Here is a 25,020-nt window from a genome sequence, read left to right as displayed (position 1 = left end):
GTGCGGCTCAAGTGCATCAAACTGGCGGGGTTCAAATCCTTCGTCGACCCGACCACGGTGAACTTCCCCAGTAATATGGCGGCAGTGGTCGGGCCCAATGGTTGCGGCAAGTCGAACATCATCGACGCCGTCCGTTGGGTGATGGGCGAGAGCTCGGCAAAGAACCTGCGTGGCGAGTCGATGACCGATGTCATCTTCAACGGTTCCACCAGCCGCAAGCCGGTGAGCCAGGCCAGCATCGAACTGGTGTTCGACAACTCTGACGGCACGCTGATTGGCGAGTACGCTGCGTATGCGGAAATTTCCATCCGCCGCAAAGTCACGCGCGACAGCCAGAACAGTTACTTCCTCAATGGCACCAAGTGCCGGCGCCGGGACATTACCGATATTTTCCTCGGCACCGGCCTGGGCCCGCGCAGCTACTCGATCATCGAGCAGGGCATGATCTCCAAGCTGATCGAAGCCAAGCCCGAGGACCTGCGCAACTTTATCGAGGAAGCGGCCGGCATCTCCAAGTACAAGGAGCGCCGTCGCGAGACCGAAAACCGTATCCGCCGCACCCACGAAAACCTGGCACGCCTGACTGACCTGCGCGAAGAGCTGGAGCGCCAGTTGGAGCGCCTGCACCGCCAGGCCCAGGCCGCCGAGAAATACCAGGAATACAAAGGCGAAGAACGCCAGCTCAAGGCGCAACTCTCGGCGCTGCGCTGGCAGGCCTTGAATGACCAGGTGGGCCAGCGCGAAGCGATCATCGGCACCCAGGAAATCAGCTTCGAAGCCCTGGTGGCCGAACAACGCAACGCCGATGCGAGCATCGAACGCCTGCGCGACGGTCACCATGACCTGTCCGAGCGCTTCAACCTGGTGCAGGGCCGCTTCTATTCGGTGGGCGGCGACATTGCGCGGGTCGAGCAGAGCATCCAGCACGGCCAGCAGCGCTTGCGCCAGTTGCAGGATGACCTCAAGGAAGCGGAGCGGGCGCGGCTGGAAACCGAATCCCACCTGGGCCATGACCGCACCTTGCTGCTGACCCTCGGGGAGGAGCTGGACATGCTTACCCCCGAGCAGGAAATCACCAGCGCCGCCGCCGAAGAAGCCGCCGCCGCCCTGGAAGAATCCGAAACTACCATGCACGGCTGGCAGGAGCAGTGGGACGCTTTCAACCTGCGCTCCGCCGAACCGCGTCGCCAGGCTGAGGTGCAGCAATCACGCATCCAGCAACTGGAAACCAGCATGGAACGCTTGGCCGAGCGCCAGCGCCGGGTCCTGGAGGAGCGCGCGTTGCTCGCCTCTGCTCCGGAAGACGCGGCGATCATGGCGCTGAGCGAGCAGTTGGCCGAAAGCGAAATGACCCTGGAAGAGCTGGAGGCCAGCGAAGAACAGCAAGTTGAGCGGCTGGAACAATTGCGCCAGGAGCTGCAACAGGCGACCCAGGCGCAGCAACAGGCCCAAGGGGATTTGCAGCGCCTCAATGGGCGCCTGGCCTCACTCGAGGCCTTGCAGCAAGCCGCATTGGACCCAGGCACCGGCACCGCCGAATGGCTGCGCGACCAGCACTTGGCCGAGCGCCCGCGCCTGGCTGAAGGCTTGAAGGTTGAAGCCGGTTGGGAACTGGCCGTGGAAACCGTGCTGGGTGCGGACTTGCAGGCCGTGTTGGTGGACGATTTCGGCGGTTTTGATCTGGCGGGCTTTGCTCAAGGCGATTTGCGCCTGCTCAGCCCCGCAGCCGATGGCACTCGTGTGCCGGGCAGCCTGTTGGATAAAGTCGAGGCGCAGATTGATCTGTCGCCATGGCTGGGCCTGGTAAAACCCGTGGATTCCCTGGAGCAGGCCTTGGCGTTGCGAGGCCAGTTGGCCTCTGGCGAGAGCCTGATCAGCCGCGACGGCTACTGGGTTGGCCGGCACTTTTTGCGGGTGCGTCGCGCCAGTGAAGCCGAAAGTGGCGTATTGGCCCGTGGCCAGGAAATCGTCAACCTGAGTGCCGAGCGCGAAGAGCGCGAGGCCACTCTTGAGGCCTTGGAAACCCAACTGCAAACCATGCGCGCCACCCAGCGCCAACAAGAGACCGGCCGCGAACATTTGCGTCGCCTGTTGCAGGACGAAGCGCGCCAGCAGGGCGAATTGAAAGCCCAGCTTTCCGCCAGCAAGGCCAAGGCCGAACAATTGACCCTGCGTCGTACCCGGCTCGATGAAGAAGTGGCCGAGATGGGCGAGCAGCGCGCCCTTGAACACGAGCAAGTCGGTGAAGCGCGCCTGCAGTTGCAGGAGGCCCTCGACAGCATGGCCCTCGACACCGAGCAGCGCGAGCTGTTGCTGGCCCAGCGTGACAGCCTGCGCGAGCGCCTCGACCGGGTACGCCAGGAAGCGCGCCAGCACAAGGACCACGCCCATCAGTTGGCCGTGCGCCTCGGCTCGTTGCGCGCCCAGCACGACTCCACGCGCCAGGCTCTGGAACGCCTGGAGATGCAATCCGAACGGCTGACGGAAAAACGCGAGCAACTGAGCCTCAACCTGGAGGAGGGCGAAGCGCCGCTGGAAGAGCTGCGCTTGAAGCTCGAAGAGTTGCTCGACAAACGCATGAGCGTCGACGAAGAACTCAAGACTGCACAAATCGCCATGGAAGACGCCGACCGCGAACTGCGCGATGCAGAAAAGCGCCGGACCCAGGCCGAGCAGCAATCGCAATTGATCCGCGGCCAACTCGAGCAGCAGCGCATGGAATGGCAAGCCCTCACGGTGCGCCGCAAAACCTTGCAGGACCAATTGCTGGAAGATGGCTATGACCTGCACGGCGTACTCAATACCTTGACCGCCCAGGCCAACGAGAAAGAAGCCGAAGAAGAACTTGAGCGCATTGCTGCACGTATCCAACGACTCGGCGCGATCAACCTCGCGGCCATCGATGAATACCAGCAGCAGTCCGAGCGTAAACGTTATCTGGATGCCCAGGACGCCGATCTGGTGGAAGCCCTGGACACTTTGGAAAACGTCATTCGCAAGATCGACAAGGAAACCCGTAACCGCTTCAAAGATACCTTTGATCAGATTAATAGCGGTTTACAGGCCTTATTCCCAAAAGTTTTCGGTGGTGGCAGCGCTTACTTGGAACTGACGGGCGAAGATCTACTCGATACAGGGGTAACGATCATGGCGCGGCCTCCGGGCAAGAAGAACAGCACCATCCATTTGTTGTCCGGCGGCGAGAAGGCCCTGACTGCATTGGCGTTGGTATTTGCCATCTTCAAGTTGAACCCGGCGCCGTTCTGCATGCTCGATGAAGTTGACGCGCCGCTGGATGACGCTAACGTTGGACGGTATGCCCGCCTGGTTAAAGAGATGTCCCAGACGGTGCAGTTCATCTATATCACCCACAACAAGATCGCCATGGAAATGGCCGATCAATTGATGGGGGTGACCATGCATGAGCCGGGCTGTTCGAGACTGGTGGCAGTGGATGTCGAAGAGGCGATGGCGATGGTGGAAAGTTAGCCGCAAGTTGCTAGCTTCAAGCGGCAATAGCGTCGGCTTGAAGCTTATGGTTTGTAGCTTAATTCCTGCGTCAGCCGACACATTTTGCGCCAACTGTGTAAAGTTATCTTTGGTCGTGCTAGTTTAATGTCAATTTTTCGTATGCGTGGGCAAAACGTCAGTCAGAACATAGAGTTGGCGCCACGTTTTAAAGCGGTTTGCACGGTGCTAAACCCCTTATTTTTCAGCATTTTTTATAGAGGCAAGGGATTACATGGAAATCGGTCTGCGCGAGTGGCTGATCGTCATCGGCATTGTTGTAATAGCCGGTATTCTTTTTGATGGCTGGCGCCGTATGCGCGGCGGCAAGGGCAAGCTGAAATTTCGCCTGGACCGTAACCTGTCGAATTTGCCCGACGACGACGGCGCTGCCGAGCTGCTAGGGCCGCCCCGTGTCCTGGATACCCATAAAGAGCCACAGCTTGACGAGCATGACTTGCCGTCGATGAGCGCGCCGGTGCGTGAAGCCCGCGAGCCGTCGTCCAAGCGCGGCAAGCGTGGCAGCGCTGCCGTGGCCGAGCCCCATCAGGGTGACCTGAACCTCGACGTCGACGAAGGCCCGAGCTTCAGCAGCCGTGACGGCGACTTCCCGGATGAAAGCCCGGCCAAGAGCGCGCCGCGTGAGTCCACCAAGGATCAGCCGGCAGCTGAAGAAGTGCTGGTAATCAGCGTGATCTGCCGCGACTCGGCCGGCTTCAAGGGCCCGGCGTTGTTGCAGAACATCCTGGAAAGCGGCCTGCGTTTTGGCGAGATGGATATTTTCCACCGTCATGAAAGCATGGCGGGCAATGGCGAAGTGCTGTTCTCCATGGCCAATGCGGTCAAGCCGGGCACCTTCGACCTGGACGATATCGACCTGTTCAGCACTCCGGCGGTGAGCTTCTTCCTTGGCCTGCCAGGCCCGCGTCATCCGAAACAGGCGTTCGACGTCATGGTGGCCGCAGCCCGCAAGCTGTCCCAGGAGCTCAACGGCGAGCTCAAGGACGACCAGCGCAGCGTGCTGACCGCCCAGACCATCGAGCACTACCGTCAGCGCATCGTCGAGTTCGAGCGTCGTGCCCTGACACAGAAACGCTGAGGATTGGTCTTCAGCGTTGTCAGTAGAATTAAGCGCACTAACATATTGAGCAGCTTCGGCTGCTCTTTTGCTTTCTGAGAGAACACCCATGACCGCCGCCCATACCCGCATCCTCGAACTGCGCGCTGAACTGGATCAGCACAACTACCGTTACCACGTACTCGACGAACCGAGCATCCCGGACGCCGAGTACGATCGGTTGTTCCACGAACTCAAGGCGCTGGAAGCCGAGCATCCGGACCTGGTGACCCGCGACTCGCCCACGCAGCGGGTCGGTAGCGCGGCGTTGTCTGCGTTTACCCAGGTGCGCCACGAGATCCCGATGCTCAGCCTGGGCAACGCCTTTGATGAAACCACCATGCTGGAGTTTGATCGCCGGGTCACCGAGGGCCTCGACCTGCCGGTGGGCGATCTGTTTGGCGGTGGGGCGGCGGTGGAATACAGTTGTGAGCCCAAGCTTGATGGCCTGGCGGTCAGCCTGCTGTATCAGGACGGCGAACTGGTGCGCGGCGCGACCCGCGGCGATGGCACCACCGGCGAAGACATCAGCGTGAATGTGCGCACCGTGCGCAATATCCCGTTGAAGCTACACGGCACAGGTTGGCCGGCGACCCTGGAAGTGCGCGGCGAAGTATTCATGTCCAAGGCCGGTTTCGAGCGCTTGAATGCCACGCAGCTGGAAGTCGGCGGCAAGACCTTCGCCAACCCGCGTAACGCGGCGGCGGGCAGCCTGCGCCAACTCGATTCGAAGATTACCGCCAGCCGGCCCTTGGAGTTCTGCTGCTACGGCGTGACCACGGATATCAGTGACACCCATATCGGCAACCTGCAGCAGTTGCAGAAGTGGGGCATGCCTATCAGCCATGAGCTGAAGCTGGCCAAGGGCATCGAGGATTGCCTGGAGTACTACCGCGATATCGGTGAGCGGCGTAACAGCCTGCCCTATGAAATCGACGGGGTGGTGTTCAAGGTCAACAGCATTGCCTATCAGCGTGAACTGGGCTTCCGCGCCCGCGAGCCGCGCTGGGCCATCGCCCATAAGTTTCCGGCAATGGAAGAACTGACCGAGTTGCTGGACGTTGAATTCCAGGTCGGCCGCACCGGCGCCGTGACGCCGGTAGCGCGTTTGAAGCCGGTCAAGGTGGCTGGCGTCACCGTGTCCAATGCGACGTTGCACAACATGGACGAAGTGGCGCGCCTGGGCCTGATGATCGGTGACACGGTGATCATCCGCCGTGCGGGGGATGTGATCCCACAGGTCGTGTCGGTGGTTGCCGAGCGTCGCCCGGAAAATGCCCGCGCGGTACAGATTCCTGAGAACTGTCCGGTGTGTGGATCCCACGTGGAGCGCACCCAACTGGTCAAGCGCAGCAAGGGCAAGGAAACCGTCAGCGAAGGCGCGGTGTATCGCTGTGTCGGGCGCCTGGCCTGTGGTGCGCAGCTCAAGCAGGCGATTATCCATTTCGTTTCGCGACGGGCGATGGATATCGATGGCTTGGGCGACAAGACCATCGAGCAGTTGGTCGATGAAAAGCTTATTGGCTCGCCGGCTGACCTGTACAAGCTCAAGTACGAACAGATCATCGACCTGGAAGGCTTTGCCGATGTTTCCAGCAAGAAGCTGATCGCCGCCATTGAAAACAGCAAGACCCCGACCCTGGCCCGGTTTATCTACGCCTTGGGCATTCCCGATGTGGGTGAGGAAACCGCCAAGGTACTGGCGCGCTCCCTGGCGTCCCTTGAGCGCGTGCAGCAAGCTTTGCCGGAAGTGCTGACGTACTTGCCGGATGTGGGCCTGGAAGTGGCTCACGAGATTCATAGCTTCTTTGAAGACAGTCACAACCAGCAGGTGATTGGCGCGCTGCTGTCGCCGGACGAATGCGCGCTGGTGTTGCAGGATCAGGGCGAACTGAGCGCCGAGTTTGCCGCCAGCACCACCTTGGGCGGCTTTCTTGACAAGTTGCATGTGCCTTCCGTGGGGCCGGGGGCTGCGCAGAAACTGGCGGACAAGTTCGGCTCCCTGGAGGGCGTTATCCAGGCCGACTGGCTGGACATGCGCCAGGCGCTGCCGGAGAAGCAGGCCAAGGCGGTGCGGGAGTTCTTTGATAATCCGGAGAATGCCCGCCGTGCGTTGGCTATCGAGCAGCAGCTCAAGGACTTCGGCATGCACTGGCAGAGCGAGAAGAGGGTGGTCGAGGGCTTGCCTGAGGCGGGTCATACCTGGGTGCTGACGGGCTCGCTGGAGTTGATGAGCCGCGACGTGGCCAAGGAAAAGCTCGAAAGCCTGGGCGCCAAAGTGGCGGGTTCGGTCTCGGCGAAAACCCATTGCGTGGTCGCAGGGCCGGGCGCCGGGTCGAAGCTGGCCAAGGCCAGTGAGCTGGGGTTGAAGATCTTGGACGAGGAGGCTTTCGTCGCCTTCCTGGCCAAGCACCACATCACTGTCTGATACCGGCCCGATCTTGTAGGAGCGAGCTTGCTCGCGAAAAACCTCAACGATAACGCGGGGTATTTGGTTCCCCGTGGCGGTCTCAGGTTCTTCGCGAGCCAGTTCGCTCCTGCAAGGGGCTGATTGCATCCACTTTGAACGATCTTGCGTGGGGAATGATCTAGTCTTGGGCACGCCCCTGGAGAGATCGCCATGTTCCGCTACTTCGAGCAACTCAGTTCGCGCATTGCTGCGCCGTTCACGGCGGGCCCGTCGCGCAACAGCAAGGTGTGGCAGTGCCGTTGCGGGCAGTCGCTGTTCTTTCGCAACAGCCAGTGCCTGGCCTGCTCGGCGCTGCTGGGCTACTTGCCCCAGCAAAGCCGGCTGTCGTCCCTGCAGCCAGGGCCCGTCGTCGATACTTGGCTCCAGGACGACAACCTCGACGCCGGTGCCTTTCGCCGCTGCGCCAACCTCGACACCCCGGCCGCCTGCAACTGGCTGATCCCGGCGTACAGCACCGCGCCGCTGTGTGTGGCGTGCAGCCTCAATCGCACCATCCCCGACCTGTCGATCCCGGAAAACCACGAGCGTTGGCGCAAAGTCGAAACCGCCAAGCGCCGACTGGTGGCGCAACTGATCAGCCTGGGGTTGCAAGTCATCCCCAAAACGGTTGATGAAGACAGCGGCCTGGCATTTGACTTCGTGGGCATCGACCTGGAAGGCAAGGCTCCCACAACAGGGCATGCCAATGGCCTGATCACCCTGGATATCAAGGAAGCCGACGACGAGCATCGTGAGAAAATCCGGGTGCAGATGCGGGAGCCGTACCGCACCTTGCTCGGCCATTTCCGGCATGAGGTGGGCCATTATTACTGGGATCGCCTGATCGCCGGCAGCCATTGGCTTGAACCCTTTCGCAACCTGTTCGGCGATGAGCGCGCCAGCTATGCCGACGCCCTCGACCAGCACTACCAGAACGGCCCGCGCCCAGACTGGCAGCAAACCTGCGTCAGCGCCTATGCCACCATGCACCCATGGGAGGACTGGGCGGAAACCTGGGCCCACTACCTGCACATGATGGACGCGGTCGACACGGCCCTGGGGTTTGGCATGAGTGCGCGGGAAATGGACCTGGACTATCAGCCGTTTCCCCTCACGACCCTCTATGACCCTGAGCATCCTGGCGGGGCGGCGTTTCTGTCATTCGTCAACGCCTGGATCGAGCTGGCTGGCATGCTAAACGAACTGTCCCGCAGCATGGGGCAGCCGGATTTCTACCCGTTCGTGCTGCCGCCGGCGGTGATCGCCAAGCTGCACTTCATTCACCTGGTGATCCAGGAAGAGGGCGGCCGGGCCGACGAAGCCGTTCATCTGTAGGCGCGAGCATGCTCGCGAAGATCGTTAACGATAACGCGGGCATTCTGGATGAATGTGGAGCACCCGGATTCTTCGCGAGCAAGCTCGCTGCTACAGGGCTTCTGCGAAACCAGTGGGCAAGTACTTGAACCTCATAAGATTTTTAATCCTGAACTGACGGTTGTAACTTCCGATGAGATCGGTACAATGGCCCCGCTTGCCGAGAGGCCAGCGTCGTTATGGTGACCCCATCGGTCCCCCCGCAACGATTACCCGTGAACCTGGTCAGATCCGGAAGGAAGCAGCCACAGCGGGAACATTGTGTGCCGGGGTGTGGCTGGTGGGGTTGCCTCCATAACGCTCTCCTGTTTGCATCCATTTTCAATCCGATAGAATTTTTCGCCTGTCCCAGCCTGTTCTGCCAGGGGCAAGGTAGCCGTACGCCGCGATTTCTCGCGGCGTTTTCGTATCTGGCAATCAGCCCTTGTTGCGATTGAAGAACTTGCGCGCGCCAGCCAGCAACGCCACCACACCAATCACCAGAAATTTCTTCGCCGCCAGCAGGAAGATGCCGATCTTGGCAAACAGCCCGGCTTTGCCGGCTATACCGCCTGCGACCAGCGCTGCCAGGCCGTAAGAGGCCAGTTTGTCAGTGCTGGGGTTGTAGTCGGTGTAAAGATTGCCGTCGGTGAAGTTGGTGAAAGCCAGGACTTTGGGCAGTTCCTGTTTGATGGTAGGCAGGTCGGCCATGGCGGCGACGGCGTTGAGTTCCAGCACGCCCTCGCGGCCCAGCACGCGGATGCTGTAGTTGAGGGTGTTCTGGTCGGCGTCGTCGGCTTTCAGTTCGCGGGCCCAGTACATTTTGTGGGACTGTTGGTCGTAGTGCGGCGGTTCGGCCCAGCCCAGCAGGTGCAGGCCGGCGTAGCCCTGTTTCTGGCGTTCCTGATTGTCTTGGGCATCGTCTTCCTGCATTTGCTTGAGCAGTTCGGCGTAGTCGATTTTTGCCGCGTCTTCGTCGGAAATATGCCCGTCGTCCTTGTAGCTGACGATGACGCCCCAGCCGCGTGCGGACAGCGGGCTGACGGCCTTGGGTATGATCATGCCCAAGGTGTTGAAACCTGGAGGGTTGCCCCAGCCATCGGTGAGCAGGCGTTCGGTGTCCTTGGGGTCGAGGTAGTAGAACTCGTCGTTGAGCTTGAGCGTGGCGATGCCGCCGGGCAGGGTGACGGTGCCGGTCTGCTGCTTGAGGGAGGCGAGGAAGTGTTCGGCGGTTTCGGCAGGTGCGCTGGCTTCGACCGGCGCTGGCGCTGTGGTGGCATAGATCGGCGCGCCAGGCAGGCTCAAGGCGGCAGCCACCACCAGTAGGCGGAGGTAGTTCATGGTAGTCCCTTACATTTTGAAATAATTGCGCGGAAGGATACCGAATCCGCCTGTGCCGCGCGAGCAGGCTGGCAAAAGGCGTGGCCCAGCGCCTGCCAGGAGAGGGGCTGTCCGGTCGGATCATGTCAGTAGGCAAAGAGCAAAGAACAGGTTGCATCAGCGACCTGCTCTCTTTTATGTCGTACGAGCTCTAAGGCTTGGACAAGGCCTGGTCTACCGCCGCTATCAGCTTTCCCAGATCCTTCGGGGTGGCCTTATGAATGACACCGAACAGATAAGCGCGCTGTTCTTCCTCATCGCCCAGATCGGCAAAAAAGACTTTCAGCTTCACTCCCAGAGCCTCTGCAAACAAGAAGAGAGCGTCAACGCTGGGTGTATAGGTGCCGGTTTCGAAGCGGCTAATGGTTTTAGGGTCAAAACCGGTTTTCTCACCTAGTTCAGCCTGAGTAAGCCCCGCTACCTTTCGATAGCGTCTGATGGCTGGACCCAAACTTGAAATTTGCATCGCTCAATTCCCATTTAGAATCAAGAACTTAACGATAAATATTGGCATTAGACAACGGCACGCACCATCACCTTTTCTTGCAAAATGTGATGTAATTCGTAGAATCGGCGTTTAGGACAAGTATTTGGCGGTGTCGTTTCACAGGGCATCTTTATGAAACAGGAAATCATTGCTTTCTCCTCACTTTCATAAAGGTAGTTGCAAAACAGTGGCTTGGCCCCAGCGCCAAGCTCCCTTTTGCGCGCCCATGCAGCCCCCGCCTCTCACACCAGACGCTCGAATTAAAGCCTAGTTGATCTTCGTCAAGTCGAAGGTCAGGAGCTGGGCAAAACCTGGTTTGGCCGCCGAATGGGGCCAGCCAGCCGATTGACGGTTTACCCGTCTGGAAATACCCCTCTACCTGCCGGATCTACCCGATCCCGGGCCGGTAGATCGAATGCTGTCCATGGAGCTTTAAAGTGCGCGTCAATTTGCCGGTCACCACAGTTGAACAGACTTTCGGGGAGCAGCAACGGCTCATTTCCGCTACTGATATCAATAGCCACATTACCTACTGCAACGCCGAGTTTGCTGCCATGAGCGGCTTCACCCAGGCTGAACTGATCGGCAGCACCCACAACCTGGTACGCCACCCAGACATGCCGCCTGCGGTCTTCGAACTGATGTGGCGCTACCTCAAGGCCGGCCAGAGCTGGATGGGCGTGGTCAAGAATCGCTGCAAGAATGGCAACTTCTATTGGGTCAGCGCCTATGTGACGCCGATCCTCGAAGATGGCCGGTTGGTGGGCTACGAGTCGGTACGGGTCAAGCCAACGCGTGAGCAGGTCAAGCGGGCCGAAGCGCTCTACGCCCGCTTGCGTGCCGGGCGTTCGGCGGTTTCGCTGCAGCAACGCCTGGGCCAGGTCTGCAATGCCCTGGCCATCCCCGCCCTGGCAGCGGTGCTCGCTGGCGGTGCGGTGCAATGGCTGCCCGCTGGTTGGGCGCAGGCATCCACCGCACTGCTGTTTCTCGGCCTGGGCGCTTGGGCTCACCTGCGTCTGGGGCGGCAGCTCAGCCAGATCGTCGAGCATACCCCCAACACCTTTTCCGACCCCATCAGCGCCATGACCTACAGCGATGCGCTGGGTCCGGCCGCGCAATTGGAGATGATCCTGATCAGCGAAGAGGCGCGTTTGAAAACCGCCCTCACGCGCCTCAGTGACCTAGCCACCCAGATGGCCGAGGCGGCGACCGATTCCAGTGTGTTGTCGGGCAATACCGAGTCGGCGCTCCTGGAACAGCGCGCCGAGACCGATATGACTGCCGCCGCCATGACTGAAATGGCCGCGTCCATCGCCGAAGTGGCGACGCATGTACAGCAGACTGCCAGCGAAGCCCGCACCGCCAATGACCTGGCCGGGCAGGGCAGCCATGTCGTCGGTACCACACGCGAGGCGATCCAGCTGTTGGCGGCCACCGTCACCCAGATCAACCAGGCGGTGGGCCATCTGGCCGGCCAGACCCAGGAAATCCGCGTGGCGGCGAGCATGATCCAGGCCATTGCCGACCAGACCAACCTGCTGGCGCTGAATGCCGCCATCGAAGCGGCGCGGGCCGGTGAGCAGGGGCGTGGCTTTGCCGTGGTGGCCGATGAAGTGCGGGCACTGGCGGGCAAGACGCGGGAGTCGACCGAGCAGATTCAGGGCATCATCCAGAATCTGCGCGCTGGCGCCGAAGAAGCAGTGGAAATTGCCAGCACCGGCATTCACGAAGCCGAGCAGGGCGTGCAACAAGTGTTGCAAGCGCAACAGGCACTGCTGGGTATTCGCCAGGCAGTGGAGCGCATTAGCGGCATGAGCCAGCAAATGGCTGCAGCCTCACAGGAACAATCCCACGTCGCAGAGGATGTTTCACAACAGATCAATAACGTCGCGGCCACGGTACAAAAGACAGCGGGCAATGCCAACGCTGCAGTCACCCGTGGCCGCGAACTTGAAAGCATCTCTTCCGGGTTGCGTGCCCTGGTCGAGCGGTTCAACCGCTAGCCACCTAGAGCCTCATTCATGGATGAGAAATACCGCAGGGCCGTGGATGCCGCCGCCATTTTCTCCGAGACAGACCTCACCGGCCGCATCACCTACGTCAACGACCAATTCTGCGGCATGTCCGGCTACAGCCGCGACGAGTTGCTGGGGCGCAACCACCGGATCCTCAGTTCCGGGTTGCACCCTGCCGGGTTTTTCCAGGGTATGTGGCGCACCATCACCGAGGGCAAGGTCTGGCGCGGGGAGATCTGCAACCGCGCCAAGGATGGTTCGCTGTATTGGGTCGACAGCACCATGGTGCCGTTGGTCGATGAGCGTACCGGCAAGGTGCAGAAGTTCGTGTCGATTCGTTTTGATGTCAGCGAAAAGCGCCAGCTGTTGCAGACTCTGCAATGGCGGGTCGGTCACGATGTGCTGACCGGCCTGCCCAACCGCGCCTATCTTTCCGAATTACTCGTGCAGTCTTTGGAGTTCTCCCGCAGCGAGCACATTCCCCTGGCGGTGTGCATGCTCGACCTGGACGGCTTCAAGGCGGTCAACGATGGCTATGGCCATGCCTCTGGCGACCTGTTGCTGGTGGAGGTCGCCAGCCGCCTGCGTGACATCATTCGTGGTGAAGATGTGGTCGCCAGGCTCGCCGGTGACGAATTCGTATTGATCCTGCGCTACGTGCGCGACGCCGAAGAGTTGAACCGCGCATTGCGGCGCATCCTCACGGCCATTTCCGAGCCGTACTCGATCCTGGGCGCGCAGATCAACGTGTTTGCCAGCATCGGCGTCACGCTGTTCCCGTTGGATGACGAGGATGCCGATACGCTGCTGCGCCACGCCGACCAGGCCATGTATGTGGCCAAGCAAAGTGGCCGTAACCGCTACCAGTTGTTTGACGTGTCCCTGGAGCAGGAGGTCAAGGCCACCCACCAGACCGTGCAGCAGATTCGTCAGGCCCTGGCGGCGGGGGAGTTGTGCCTGCACTTCCATCCCAAGATCAATTTGCGCCACGGCCAGGTCGTGGGGTTCGAAGCATTGCTGCGCTGGCAGCACCCGATACGCGGGCTGGTATCGCCCAAGGATTTCCTGTCGTTGATCGAGCAGACCGACCTGATCGTCGATGTCGGCGAATGGGTCATGGACCAGGTGCTTGCCCAAATGCGCCAGTGGCAGGAAGCCGGACATCGCTGGCCGGTCAGCGTGAATATCTCGGCGCGGCATTTCCAGCGCGCGGATTTTGTCGAGCGCCTGCAACAACTGCTGGCCCAGCACCCCGACGTGGCGCCACACATGCTGGACCTGGAGATTGCCGAATCGGTGGCCATCGATCACATCCAGCGGGTCACCGAGCACCTTGCGGCCTGCCAGGCGCTGGGGGTGCGTTTTTCCCTGGATGATTTCGGCACCGGCTATTCGTCCCTCAGCTACCTCAAGCGCCTACCGACGCAGACCATCAAGATCGACAAGTCGTTTGTACGCGATATCCTCCATGACAAGGACGATTTGGCCCTGACCCAGGCTGTGATCGGCCTGGCCCGGGCATTTGGTCGTGAGGTGATCGCCGAGGGCCTGGAAACCCTGGAGCACGGCCAACTGCTGCTGCGCATGGGCTGTGAAGTGGCCCAGGGTTACTACTTCGCCCAGCCGATGCCGGCTGCCGAGGTGCCGGCTTGGGCGGCGGGGTTTGATCTGCTCAACTATGGCGCCGGCGCAGGTGAAAGCTGACGTCCACCGTCGCCGGTATAGAGCTTGATGATTTCGTCAATTTCCCCTGACATCTTCATGCGCAGCAGCGTGCGCAAAATCCGTTGCACGGGCAGGGCCGGGTCGTTACGCACGTAGCAACCCAGGCTTTGCTCCTCGACCACCGCCACCACGTGCAGCCCCCGGCCTGGCGGCAACTGCTGATTAAAGCGCTCCAGGGTCCATTCGTTGGTCACCGCGTACTTGAAGCGGCCCGCCACCAGCTTGTGCAGCACTTGCTCCTCGCTGCGGGCGTCGTCGCGCTTGAGTTGGCCCTTGGCGAACAGCGGTTCAAGGGTTGGGTAGGTGTAGTTGAGCACTGTGCCGATATTCTGTGTTGCCAGCTTCGTCACATTCACCGAAAGCGGCGGGACATGGGCGCTGACCATCACATTGCGCTGGACCCATAACGGAATGCTCCAGACATAATCGCCAGACAGGTTGTTGAGCCACGCCTGTGCGACGTAGCAGCGCACATCGACCTCGCCGCGTTCCATGGCCGGGGCGATGCGGGCCCGGGCCAATACCTGGAATTGGGCCGGGTGGCCCACCTGGTTTGCCAGGCTCAACATCAGGTCATGCAAAATGCCTTGGGTCGGCTGGCCCCCGTCGATCTGCACCATGGGCATGGCCCAACTGTCGGAAATGGCAAAGCGCAACGGGGCGGGCGCCGCCAGGCTCAGTGAGGTGATCATCCATAAAGCGCCCAGGACTACGCGCATAAACTCTCCGGGATCAGCCCTTTGCAGGGCATGCCACTACCAGCTTAGTCAGATTAGGCGAGCGTGCCGGATGCAATTTCCCCCCTGCTCCGCTAGCATTACCGGCTCCCGCTTCCCAGTTGCGACGGTTTTCGATGAGTTATCAGGTTCTTGCACGTAAATGGCGTCCGCGCTCGTTCCGCGAAATGGTCGGCCAGACCCATGTGCTCAAGGCTCTGATCAATGCCTTGGACAGCCAACGGCTGCACCACGCCTACCTGTTCACCGGCACGCGCGGGGTGGGCAAGACCACCATTGCGCGGATCATTGCCAAATGCCTGAACTGTGAAACGGGCATCACTTCGACCCCCTGCGGTACCTGCTCGGTATGCCGGGAGATTGACGAAGGGCGCTTTGTCGACCTGATCGAGATCGACGCCGCAAGCCGCACCAAGGTCGAGGACACCCGCGAACTGCTGGACAACGTGCAGTACGCCCCCAGCCGCGGGCGCTTCAAGGTCTACCTGATCGACGAAGTGCACATGCTCTCCAGCCATTCCTTCAACGCCCTGTTGAAGACCCTGGAGGAGCCGCCGCCCTACGTTAAGTTCATCCTGGCCACCACCGACCCGCAGAAACTTCCTGCAACGATCTTGTCGCGGTGCCTGCAGTTCTCTCTCAAGAACATGACCCCCGAGCGTGTGGTCGAGCATTTGACCCACGTGCTCGGTGTGGAGAACGTGCCGTTCGAAGACGACGCGCTGTGGCTGCTGGGCCGCGCCGCCGATGGCTCGATGCGTGACGCCATGAGCCTGACCGACCAGGCCATTGCCTTCGGTGAAGGCAAGGTAATGGCCGCCGACGTGCGCGCCATGCTCGGCACCCTTGATCACGGGCAAGTGTTTGACGTGCTGCATGCGCTGATCGAAGGCGACGCCAAGGCGTTGCTTGAAGCGGTGCGCCATCTGTCGGAGCAGGGCCCGGACTGGAATGGCGTGCTTTCGGAAATTCTCAATGTGCTGCACCGCGTCGCGATTGCCCAGGCGCTGCCTGAAGGGGTCGATAACGGCCACGGTGACCGCGACCGCGTGCTGGCCCTGGCTCAGGCATTGCCAGCCGAAGATGTGCAGTTCTACTACCAGATGGGCCTGATCGGGCGCCGTGACCTGCCGTTGGCACCCGATCCGCGCGGCGGGTTTGAAATGGTCATGCTGCGCATGTTGGCGTTTCGCCCCGCAGACACCGCCGACGCGCCGAGACAGCCGCTAAAGCCAGTGGGGATCAGCCAGGCCACAGTTGATTCCGCCAAATCAGTGGCTGGCGCGGCGGTCGTCGCGCCAGAACCTGTGGCAGTCGCCCCAGCCCCGGTCGCGGTCGAGCCTGTGGTGCCTGTAGTGGCGCCGGCGCCGGCTGCCGAGCCTGCGCCCGCGCCGGTGGTCGACCTGCCCTGGAATGAGCCGGTAGAGACCGTGCTCGAGCAGGCACCTGCCGAAGAGCCTGTCCTGGAAACCATCGCCGAGCAGCCCGAACTGACGCCGATGCCCACGCCAACCCCCGACAGCGTGGTGCCGGACGCGCCGGAGTGGGTCTCGGCACCGGTACCCGAGCCAACCATTGCCGACGTGGACGCCGCCACCCCGGGCATCGACCTGGATGACGAACCGCCGCTGGATGAAGACTACATCGAGCCGGACGTGGATTCGGCCTACAGCTACCTGGACGACCTGGCCAGCGAGCACACCGCCGAGCCTGCGCCCGAGCCCGAGGCGGAACCTGCCGCCATGCCGGCCACCGGCCTGGCCCTGCAATGGTTGGAGCTGTTCCCGAAATTGCCGATCTCCGGGATGACCGGGAGCATCGCCGCCAACTGCACGCTGATCGCCGTCGATGGCGATCACTGGCTGTTGCACCTGGACCCGGCCCACAGTGCCCTGTTCAACGCGACCCAGCAGCGCCGGCTCAACGATGCCCTGAACCAGTTCCACGAACGCACCCTGACGGTGACCATCGAGCTGATCAAGCCCGAGCAGGAAACCCCGGCCCAGGCCGCCACCCGTCGCCGGCTCAACCGCCAGCTCGAGGCCGAGGAGTCGATCCAGGCCGATCCGCTCATCCAACAGATGATGGAGCAGTTTGGCGCGGTGGTGCGACACGATACTATTGAGCCCGTCGAAGCCCAGGCCGCAGCGGGCTGATAATTGAAGGCGTCGTGCCCCGAGGCACGGCGCCGTATTGATCCACGTACTTTTGAGGTGATTCCCATGATGAAAGGTGGCATGGCCGGCCTGATGAAGCAGGCGCAGCAAATGCAGGAAAAAATGGCCAAGATGCAGGAAGAACTGGCCAACGCCGAAGTCACCGGTAAAGCCGGTGGCGATATGGTCAGCGTGGTGATGACCGGTCGTCACGACATCAAGCGCGTGAGCATCGACCCAAGCGTATTGCCGGGCGTTGGCGAAGACGACCTGGAAATGCTCGAGGCCCTGTTCGCCGCGGCCGTCAACGACGCCGTGCGTAAGATCGAAGCCAACAGCCAGGACAAAATGTCCGGTGTGACCGCGGGCATGCAACTGCCGCCGGGCATGAAGCTGCCGTTCTGATCGGTGACATGCAACAAAAAATGCCAGGCCTCGTGCCTGGCATTTTTGTTTGTGTCGGTCAAAATCGAACGTCAGTATTGCAACAGCTGTCTGCACCCTATACCGCTGAATTCAATCACCGATAAAAGGAGCCTTGCTGATGACTCAAGCCATGACCCTTAACCAGCGCATCGTCCTGGTATCCCGCCCGCAGGGTGCACCCGTGCCAGAGAACTTCCGCCTGGAGCGCGTGGCGCTGCCTGACCTGGCAGACGGCCAGGTCCTGCTCAAGACCCTGTTCCTGTCCCTTGACCCCTACATGCGTGGGCGTATGAGCGACGCACCGTCCTACGCCGCACCGGTAGAAATCGGCGAGGTAATGACCGGCGGTGCTGTCAGTCGCATCGAACAGTCGCGCAACCCCAAGTTCGAGGTGGGCGACCTGGTGGTCGGCGCCACGGGTTGGCAAAGTCACAGCATCAGTGACGGCCGCAACCTGATCCCCGTGCCCAAGGGGCTGCCAAGCCCGTCCATGGCCCTTGGCGTACTGGGCATGCCTGGTATGACGGCCTATATGGGCCTGATGGATATCGGCCAACCGAAGGCCGGGGAAACCCTGGTGGTGGCGGCAGCCTCGGGCGCGGTGGGTTCTGTGGTCGGCCAGGTGGCCAAGCTCAAGGGGCTGCGCGTGGTGGGCATCGCGGGCGGCGCCGACAAGTGCCGCTATGTGGTGGAGGAGCTGGGTTTTGACGCTTGCATCGATCACAAGAGCGCAGATTTCGCCGATGAGCTGGGCCAGGCCTGTTTCAACGGGGTGGACATCTATTACGAGAACGTCGGCGGCAAGGTATTCGACGCCGTACTGCCTTTGCTCAACCCCAAGGCGCGGATCCCGCTGTGCGGCCTGATTGCCGGTTACAACGCCCACGAAGCCCCCACCGGGCCCGATCGGCTGCCGGCGTTGCAACGGACCTTGCTGACCAAGCGCGTGCGCATCCAGGGCTTTATCGTGTTCGACGACTATGGCGACCGCCATCCGGAATTTATCAGCGCCATGGCGCCCTGGGTGCGTGACGGCAAGGTCAAGTTCCGCGAAGACGTGGTCGATGGCCTGGAGCAGGCACCCGAGGCATTTATCGGGCTGTTGGAAGGACGTAACTTCGGCAAGTTGGTCGTGCGTATTTGACGCTTATCCGAGGCGCGGGTATAAACCGCGTCTCGTTGTTTTGTCGGACTTTTGCCCCATGAGCTTCAGCCCCCTGATTCGTCAACTGATCGACGCCCTGCGCACCTTGCCGGGCGTGGGCCAGAAAACCGCCCAGCGCATGGCGCTGCAACTGCTGGAGCGTGACCGCAGCGGTGGCTCGCGGCTGGCCCAGGCCTTGAGCCAGGCCATGGAAGGCGTGGGCCATTGCCGCCAGTGCCGCACCCTGACCGAAGAAGAACTGTGCCCGCAATGCGCCGATCCTCGTCGTGATGACACGCTGCTGTGTGTGGTCGAAGGCCCGATGGACGTGTACGCCGTGGAACAGACCGGCTATCGCGGGCGCTACTTTGTGCTCAAGGGCCACCTTTCGCCCCTCGACGGCCTGGGGCCGGAGGCGATTGGCATCCCGCAACTGGTGGCGCGCATTGAAGAGCAGGGCACCTTCACCGAAGTGATCCTGGCTACCAACCCAACGGTGGAAGGCGAAGCCACTGCGCATTACATCGCGCAACTGCTGACCAACAAAGGCTTGATCACTTCGCGCATCGCCCACGGCGTTCCGCTGGGTGGCGAGCTGGAGTTGGTGGACGGCGGCACCCTGGCGCACTCGTTTGCCGGTCGCAAACCTATCGCCCTCTAACACCCACCACAAATCCCCTGTGGGAGCGGGCTTGCTCGCGAAAGCGGTCGATCAGTCAATACATTTAGCGACTGATGCCCCGCTTTCGCGAGCAAGCCCGCTCCCACAGGGGATTTTTGCTGTGGTCGAAATTTCCGTTTGGCTTGATAACCAAGCAAGCGCTTGGTAAGTTCGCTCCACCTCTCCGTGGAGCTTGCCGATGCCTGCCTATCAGGAATACTTCGATCCCAGCCACCAATTGGTCCGCGACAGCGTGCGCCGTTTTGTCGAGCGCGAGATTCTGCCGGGCATCGAGCAATGGGAGGAGGCCGAGCACTTCCCGCGCGACTTGTACCTCAAGGCCGGTGCGGCGGGGATTCTGGGCATCGGTTACGCCGAAGCCCTGGGCGGTAGCCACGAGGGCGACCTGTTCGCCAAGGTCGCCGCCAGCGAAGAGTTGATGCGTTGTGGTTCTGCAGGCGTGGTGGCGGGGCTGGGCTCGCTGGATATCGGCCTGCCGCCCATCGTCAAATGGGCCCGTCCCGAGATCCGCGCGCGCGTGGCTCCCCAGGTCTTGTCTGGCGAGAAGATCATGGCCTTGGCCGTCACTGAGCCGGGGGGGGGTTCTGACGTGGCCGGCCTGCAAACCCGAGCCGTGCGTGAGGGCGACTGTTATCGGGTCAGTGGCAGCAAAACCTTTATTACCAGCGGCGTGCGCGCCGACTACTACACCGTGGCTGTACGTACTGGCGGGCCGGGCTTTGGCGGCATCAGCCTGTTGCTGATCGAGAAGGGCACGCCAGGCTTCACCGTCGGCCAACCGTTGAAGAAAATGGGCTGGTGGGCGTCGGATACTGCCGAATTGTTCTTCGACGATTGCCAAGTGCCGGTAGGCAACCTGATCGGCAGCGAGAACATGGGCTTTGCCTGCATCATGGGCAATTTCCAGAGCGAACGCCTGGCCCTGGCGTTGATGGCCAACATGACGGCGCAGATGGCGCTGGAAGAGAGCTTGAAGTGGGCTGGGCAGCGGGAGGCCTTTGGCAAACCGATCGGCAAGTTCCAGGTGCTCAAGCACCGCCTGGCGGAGATGGCCACGGCGGTCGAGGTTTCCCGGGAGTTCACTTACCGCCAGGCGGCGAAGATGGCCGCGGGCAAGAGTGTGATCAAGGAGATTTCCATGGCCAAGAATCTTGCCACCGACACGGCTGACCGGGTGACGTATGACGCGGTGCAGATTCTTGGCGGGCTGGGTTATATGCGCGGCAGCCTGGTGGAGCGGCTGTACCGGGACAATCGGATTTTGTCGATTGGTGGCGGCACTCGGGAGGTGATGAACGAGATCATCAGTAAGCAGATGGGGTTGTGATTGATAGGGTTCTCAGGGGCCTCATCGCGGGCATTCCAAAGTTGGAACTCGGTCCAATGTGGGAGCGGGCTTGCCCGCGATGAGGCCCGCCCAGACACAGCAAATCAGCGCTCAGTCAGCCCAAACTGGGTCAAGCAGAACGTTGGAATTCCCATATCCTCCAACCGCTGCGAACCCCCCAACTCCGGCAGATCAATAATCGCCGCCGCCTCGAAAATCCGCGCCCCCATGCGTCGCGCCAGATTAGCCGCAGCAATCAAAGTGCCACCTGTGGCGATCAGGTCATCGAACATCAGCACCGAATCCCCTTCACACAGGCTGTCGGCGTGCACTTCGAGGAAGGCTTCACCGTATTCGGTCTGATAGCCCTCGGACAGCACGTCCGCTGGCAGCTTGCCCTGCTTGCGGAACAGGATCAGTGGTTTGTTCAGTTGATAGGCAATCACCGAACCGATCAAAAAGCCCCGGGCATCCATCGCGCCGATATGGCTGAACTCGGCTTCTACATAACGGTGGATAAAGGTGTCGGCCACCAGGCGCATGGCCTTGGGCGACTGGAACAGCGGCGTGATATCGCGAAAGATCACCCCAGGCTTGGGGAAGTCGATGACGGGGCGGATCAGGGATTTGATGTCGAAGGAGTCGAAAGCCATCGTCGGGAGTCCTGGGGGCAAAGACTCACCAGTATACCTGCGGCCTGGCCGGTTGGCTTGGCCGCAAGTGTCGCATCCCGCGTGCGGCGGTCAGCCGTCGAGGGAGCCGCCGGCCAGTGCGCAGAGCTGGATCGGGTCGAGGATATGAACTTCCTTGCCCTCGGCGGCAATCAGTTCGTTTTGCTGGAAGCGGGTGAACACCCGGGAGACGGTTTCCACCGCCAGGCCCAGGTAATTGCCGATTTCGTTGCGCGACATGCTCAGGCGGAACTGGTTGGCCGAGAAACCACGGGCGCGGAAACGTGCCGACAGGTTGACCAGGAAGGTGGCAATCCGTTCGTCGGCGGTTTTTTTCGACAGCAGCAGCATCATTTGCTGGTCATCCCGGATTTCCCGGCTCATCACGCGCATCAACTGGCGGCGCAACTGTGGCAGTTGCAGGGCCAGTTCATCCAGGCGTTCGAACGGAATCTCGCACACCGACGTGGTTTCCAGGGCCTGGGCCGACACCGGGTGGATCTCGGTGTCCATGCCCGACAGCCCGACCAGTTCGCTGGGCAAGTGGAAGCCGGTGATCTGCTCTTCGCCGCTATCGCTCAAGCTGAACGTTTTCAAGGCGCCCGAGCGTACTGCATAGACGGAATCGAACTGGTCACCCTGGCGAAACAAAAACTCGCCTTTCTTCAGTGGGCGACCACGTTTAACGATTTCGTCCAGCGCATCCATGTCTTCCAGATTCAGTGAAAGTGGCAAGCAGAGGGGCGCCAGGCTGCAATCCTTGCAGTGAGCCTGGCTGTGAGCGCGCAGTTTAACTGGCTCGGACATTTCTTAAATCCTTGTGGGAAAACACACATAAGACGTAAGGGTACCGCACTGAGGGACTATCAGGCCAGCCTGTACAAAAAACCGGCAGGGGTATAAAGAATTTTGCACAGCGGCCGATGGACTGCTAACGACCAAGAGCTTGGAGGCTCACGATATGCTTTCCATCGACGGCAATCTCCCGTCCCGCACCATGGTGCCGACTTTGCTTGAGCCGAAAAAAGCCAGCGCTGTTGGCACTGAGGCCCAAACGCCAGCGCTCGGTGAAACCAAGCCTGCCGAAGGCGTAAGCGTGACCTTTTCCGGTGCGTCGCTCAAAGCCGCCAACGCCGAGAAAGCGGCCAACAACGATATCGAAGAAAGCGGGCTGGACGAGAACGTGCAGAAGCTGCTGAAGATGATTCGCCAGTTGAAGCAGCAGATCGCAGAAAAGATGGCAGAGATGTCGTCGATCATGGCCGACAAGCGCCTGAGCCCGGATCAGGCCCAGGCGAAACTGGGTGGCGTGCAAGCGGCATTGGGCGGCCTGCAAGCCGCGCTGACCTCCGCCTATGCGTCCTTGAGCGAAGCGATGAAGAACCTGAGTGCCGAGGATGCGATGAAGGCCGCCTCGTTGATGGCCAAGTAACCCGGCTCAGATCACCCGGGAAAATCGTTGCCTATTCTGTTGCTCCAGATAGGCATCGAACACCATGCACACCGAGCGCACCAGCAGGCGTCCGGCCGGCAGTACGCGAATGCCCTCGGCGTCCAGTTCGATCAGGCCGTCATTGGCCATCGCTTCCAGTTGCGGCCAGAGTTCGGCGAAATAGCCGCGAAAATCCACGGTAAATGCCTGCTCGATGCTTTCGAAGTCCAGGCTGAAGTGACAGATCAACTGCTGGATCACCGCGCGCCGCAAACGATCGTCGGCCGTGCAGAGCAGGCCGCGACTGGTGGCCAATTGCGCCCCAGCCAGGGCGTTCTGGTAATGACTCAGGTCGCTGCTGTTCTGGCAGTACAAGTCACCAATCTGACTGATGGCCGATACCCCAAGCCCGATCAAATCACAGTGCCCATGGGTGGTGTAGCCCTGGAAATTGCGCTGTAGGGTGGCCTCTTCCTGGGCAATAGCCAGTTCGTCATCGGGCAGGGCGAAGTGGTCCATGCCGATGTAGTTGTAGCCGGCCGCCGTCAACTGTTCGATGGTTTCCTGCAGCATCTGCAACTTGACGGCGGGGGCCGGCAGGTCGTCGCTGTTGATCCGCCGCTGGGGCAGGAAACGTTCCGGCAGGTGGGCGTAGTTGAACACGGAGAGCCGGTCGGGTTGCAGGCTGATGACCTCGGCCACGGTGCTGGCGAAATGCTCCGGTGTCTGCTTGGGCAGGCCGTAGATCAAGTCGATATTGATCGAGCGAAACTGCAGGGTGCGCGCGGCATCGATCACCGCGCGGGTTTCTTCCAGGCTTTGCAGGCGATTGACCGCCCGTTGCACCTCGGGGTCCAGGTCTTGCACGCCGATGCTCACGCGGTTGAAGCCCAGTTCACGCAGCAGGCCCATGGTGGCCCAGTCGGCTTCCCGTGGGTCTATCTCGATGCCGTAGTCGCCGGAGTCGTCATCCAGCAAGTTGAAGTGCTGGCGCAGTTGCGCCATCAACTGGCGCAACTCGTCGTGGCTGAGAAAGGTCGGCGTGCCGCCGCCAAAATGCAGCTGCTGTACTCGCTGGTTGGGGTCCAGGTGGCAGGCGACCAGTTGAATTTCTTGCTCCAGGCGCTGCAGGTAGGCCTGGGCGCGACCGCGGTCCTTGGTGATGACTTTGTTGCAGGCGCAGTAGTAGCAAATGTTCGCGCAGAACGGCACGTGCACATACAACGACAGCGGGCGCACGGCCTTGCGGCTGTCGCGCAGGGCGTGCAGCAGGTCGAAGGTGCCGACCTGGCTGGTGAATTGTACGGCGGTGGGGTAGGAGGTGTAGCGCGGCCCCGCGAGGTCGTAGCGATGAATCAGATCTGTGTCCCAACGAATGGCGTCGAGCATGCGGGCATTCCCCGGATTGGCTAGTGGGCCGAGTCTAGGGGCATGGCTGGGCGGTCATCTTGATTTGTATCAACGGGGAGCGGCGCTATGCCACATGGCCTTTTAGTGGCCCATAAGCCAGTGCTGATGGGGGCCGGGTAGGGTCCAGATACCGAACACAATCACCAACAGGCCACCGGCCATGCGCACACTGCGCTTGCGCAACAGCGCGGTGACGCGTTCTGCCGCCAGCCCGGTGGCGAGCAATACCGGCCAGGTGCCGAGCCCGAAGGCCAGCATCAACAGCCCGCTATCCAAGGCGTTGCCCTGGCTGGCAGCCCACAGCAATGTGCTGTAGACCAGGCCGCACGGCAGCCAGCCCCACAGCGCGCCCAGCAGCAAGGCGCGGGGCAGGCTGGACACCGGCAGCAAACGGTTGGCAAACGGCTGGATATGGCGCCACAGGCCGCGCCCGAGGCTTTCGATACGGGTCAGGCCGCTCCACCAGCCGGCCAGGTACAGGCCCATGCTGATCAACAGCAGGCCGGCAAGGATGCGCATGAACATCGCCGCCGGGCTGTTGGCCACCGCCCAGCCGGCCAGGCCGATCAATACGCCGGCGCAGGCATAGCTAAGGATGCGTCCCAGGTTGTAGGCCAGCAGCAGGCGAAAACGCCGGCTGCGCTGCTCCGGGGGGATCGCCAGGGTCAGCGCGCCCATCAAGCCACCACACATGCCCAGGCAGTGGCCGCCGCCCAACAGGCCGAGGATCAGCGCGGAAACCAGCAGCGGCGCGAGGTCAAGCATGGGGCGGTGCCGGCTCGTCAGGCTTGCTCGGTGGCTGGGCATGGCTGCTGGCCTCGTCGACAGCGGCCAGGTGCTTGGGGTCCTGGTCGTCGAACAGCACGCTGTGGGCTGGCCCGTCGAGGTCGTCATACTGGCCGCTGTCCACCGCCCAGAAGAAGATGTAGATGGCGATGGCGACGATCAGCAGCGCCGCTGGAATCATTACATAAAGAGCTGGCATCGCTACTCCATGCCCGT

At 61.4% G+C, this 25,020-nt stretch carries 19 protein-coding genes, 1 other RNA gene and 2 pseudogenes; 14 read left to right on the top strand and 8 right to left on the bottom strand.

What is annotated here, in order from left to right; genetic code table 11:
• The 5 genes from smc (at nucleotide 1) to ffs (ending at nucleotide 8,733) form a co-directional block, all read left to right on the top strand.
• Entirely contained in the window at nucleotides 1-3,489 is a 3,489-nt protein-coding gene (gene smc, locus FIV38_RS07140; RefSeq protein WP_092231811.1) for a chromosome segregation protein SMC, read from the top strand.
• A gap of 253 nt (nucleotides 3,490-3,742) precedes the next feature.
• Nucleotides 3,743-4,606, top strand: coding sequence for a cell division protein ZipA (gene zipA, locus FIV38_RS07135; protein WP_092231808.1), 864 nt, complete (start codon nucleotides 3,743-3,745; stop codon nucleotides 4,604-4,606).
• Between the two features lie 88 nt (nucleotides 4,607-4,694).
• On the top strand, nucleotides 4,695-7,052 hold the full coding sequence (ligA, locus tag FIV38_RS07130) for an NAD-dependent DNA ligase LigA (protein WP_092231804.1): 2,358 nt from the start codon (nucleotides 4,695-4,697) through the stop codon (nucleotides 7,050-7,052).
• 192 nt (nucleotides 7,053-7,244) lie between these two features.
• On the top strand, nucleotides 7,245-8,408 hold the full coding sequence (locus FIV38_RS07125) for a zinc-binding metallopeptidase family protein (protein WP_092231801.1): 1,164 nt from the start codon (nucleotides 7,245-7,247) through the stop codon (nucleotides 8,406-8,408).
• A gap of 228 nt (nucleotides 8,409-8,636) precedes the next feature.
• Nucleotides 8,637-8,733, top strand: an RNA gene (gene ffs / locus FIV38_RS07120) — signal recognition particle sRNA small type.
• Between the two features lie 131 nt (nucleotides 8,734-8,864).
• Here the strand turns inward: ffs and FIV38_RS07115 are convergent.
• On the bottom strand, nucleotides 8,865-9,767 hold the full coding sequence (locus FIV38_RS07115; protein ID WP_092231798.1) for a DUF2167 domain-containing protein: 903 nt from the start codon (nucleotides 9,765-9,767) through the stop codon (nucleotides 8,865-8,867).
• 190 nt (nucleotides 9,768-9,957) lie between these two features.
• Nucleotides 9,958-10,272 (bottom strand): helix-turn-helix domain-containing protein, encoded by a 315-nt coding sequence (locus FIV38_RS07110; protein ID WP_029298195.1) that lies wholly within the window; start codon nucleotides 10,270-10,272, stop codon nucleotides 9,958-9,960.
• 458 nt (nucleotides 10,273-10,730) lie between these two features.
• On the opposite strand from FIV38_RS07110, the pseudogene FIV38_RS30855 reads away from it, so the two are divergent.
• From FIV38_RS30855 to FIV38_RS07100, 3 genes and pseudogenes are all read left to right on the top strand, one after another.
• Nucleotides 10,731-11,012, top strand: a pseudogene (locus FIV38_RS30855) (PAS domain-containing protein); the annotation flags it as partial.
• A 792-nt stretch (nucleotides 11,013-11,804) separates the two neighbouring features.
• Nucleotides 11,805-12,296 (top strand): annotated as a pseudogene (locus tag FIV38_RS30850) (methyl-accepting chemotaxis protein); the annotation flags it as partial.
• A gap of 18 nt (nucleotides 12,297-12,314) precedes the next feature.
• A complete protein-coding gene (locus FIV38_RS07100) occupies nucleotides 12,315-14,012 on the top strand; it encodes a putative bifunctional diguanylate cyclase/phosphodiesterase (protein WP_050492965.1) in 1,698 nt (565 codons plus the stop codon).
• On the opposite strand, the gene FIV38_RS07095 is transcribed toward FIV38_RS07100, so the two are convergent.
• Nucleotides 13,985-14,752, bottom strand: coding sequence for a substrate-binding periplasmic protein (locus tag FIV38_RS07095; protein ID WP_092231789.1), 768 nt, complete (start codon nucleotides 14,750-14,752; stop codon nucleotides 13,985-13,987). The genes FIV38_RS07100 and FIV38_RS07095 overlap by 28 nt on opposite strands.
• 134 nt (nucleotides 14,753-14,886) lie before the next feature.
• Between FIV38_RS07095 and dnaX the strand changes: the two genes are divergently transcribed.
• The 5 genes from dnaX to FIV38_RS07070 all read left to right on the top strand — a co-directional run bounded on the left by dnaX (nucleotide 14,887) and on the right by FIV38_RS07070 (nucleotide 20,505).
• Nucleotides 14,887-16,926 carry a DNA polymerase III subunit gamma/tau gene (dnaX, locus tag FIV38_RS07090; protein ID WP_092231786.1) on the top strand — a complete coding sequence of 680 codons (2,040 nt, stop codon included), beginning with the start codon at nucleotides 14,887-14,889 and terminating at the stop codon, nucleotides 16,924-16,926.
• A gap of 66 nt (nucleotides 16,927-16,992) precedes the next feature.
• A complete protein-coding gene (locus tag FIV38_RS07085) occupies nucleotides 16,993-17,331 on the top strand; it encodes a YbaB/EbfC family nucleoid-associated protein (RefSeq protein ID WP_003193199.1) in 339 nt (112 codons plus the stop codon).
• A gap of 139 nt (nucleotides 17,332-17,470) precedes the next feature.
• Nucleotides 17,471-18,496 (top strand): NADP-dependent oxidoreductase, encoded by a 1,026-nt coding sequence (locus FIV38_RS07080; protein ID WP_092231783.1) that lies wholly within the window; start codon nucleotides 17,471-17,473, stop codon nucleotides 18,494-18,496.
• Between the two features lie 58 nt (nucleotides 18,497-18,554).
• Entirely contained in the window at nucleotides 18,555-19,157 is a 603-nt protein-coding gene (gene recR, locus FIV38_RS07075) for a recombination mediator RecR (RefSeq protein WP_070994718.1), read from the top strand.
• A gap of 199 nt (nucleotides 19,158-19,356) precedes the next feature.
• Entirely contained in the window at nucleotides 19,357-20,505 is a 1,149-nt protein-coding gene (locus tag FIV38_RS07070) for an acyl-CoA dehydrogenase family protein (RefSeq protein WP_092231781.1), read from the top strand.
• A gap of 104 nt (nucleotides 20,506-20,609) precedes the next feature.
• Here the strand turns inward: FIV38_RS07070 and FIV38_RS07065 are convergent, their stop codons facing one another.
• Together FIV38_RS07065 and fnr are read right to left on the bottom strand one after the other, a co-directional pair.
• On the bottom strand, nucleotides 20,610-21,158 hold the full coding sequence (locus FIV38_RS07065; RefSeq protein ID WP_092231779.1) for an adenine phosphoribosyltransferase: 549 nt from the start codon (nucleotides 21,156-21,158) through the stop codon (nucleotides 20,610-20,612).
• Between the two features lie 90 nt (nucleotides 21,159-21,248).
• Entirely contained in the window at nucleotides 21,249-21,983 is a 735-nt protein-coding gene (gene fnr / locus FIV38_RS07060) for a fumarate/nitrate reduction transcriptional regulator Fnr (protein ID WP_029298173.1), read from the bottom strand.
• Nucleotides 21,984-22,137: 154 nt separating this feature from the next.
• Here fnr and FIV38_RS07055 point away from each other — a divergent pair, with 154 nt between their 5' ends.
• A complete protein-coding gene (locus FIV38_RS07055) occupies nucleotides 22,138-22,608 on the top strand; it encodes a hypothetical protein (protein ID WP_092231776.1) in 471 nt (156 codons plus the stop codon).
• A 6-nt stretch (nucleotides 22,609-22,614) separates the two neighbouring features.
• Here FIV38_RS07055 and hemN read toward each other — a convergent pair whose 3' ends face one another.
• The 3 genes from hemN to ccoS all read right to left on the bottom strand — a co-directional run bounded on the left by hemN (nucleotide 22,615) and on the right by ccoS (nucleotide 25,003).
• The gene (hemN, locus tag FIV38_RS07050; RefSeq protein ID WP_029298169.1) at nucleotides 22,615-23,997 is read right to left on the bottom strand and encodes an oxygen-independent coproporphyrinogen III oxidase; all 1,383 of its coding nucleotides are present in this window, start codon (nucleotides 23,995-23,997) and stop codon (nucleotides 22,615-22,617) included.
• A gap of 102 nt (nucleotides 23,998-24,099) precedes the next feature.
• On the bottom strand, nucleotides 24,100-24,783 hold the full coding sequence (locus FIV38_RS07045; RefSeq protein ID WP_092231773.1) for a sulfite exporter TauE/SafE family protein: 684 nt from the start codon (nucleotides 24,781-24,783) through the stop codon (nucleotides 24,100-24,102).
• The gene (gene ccoS, locus FIV38_RS07040) at nucleotides 24,776-25,003 is read right to left on the bottom strand and encodes a cbb3-type cytochrome oxidase assembly protein CcoS (protein WP_029298166.1); all 228 of its coding nucleotides are present in this window, start codon (nucleotides 25,001-25,003) and stop codon (nucleotides 24,776-24,778) included. The genes FIV38_RS07045 and ccoS overlap by 8 nt, the downstream gene beginning before the upstream one ends.
• Nucleotides 25,004-25,020 lie beyond the last annotated feature (17 nt).

This window comes from Pseudomonas proteolytica (genome assembly GCF_007858275.1).
Lineage (GTDB): Bacteria > Pseudomonadota > Gammaproteobacteria > Pseudomonadales > Pseudomonadaceae > Aquipseudomonas > Aquipseudomonas proteolytica.
Note: the sequence above shows the minus strand (reverse complement) of the source record. Positions and strands in the feature narration are given on the sequence as shown.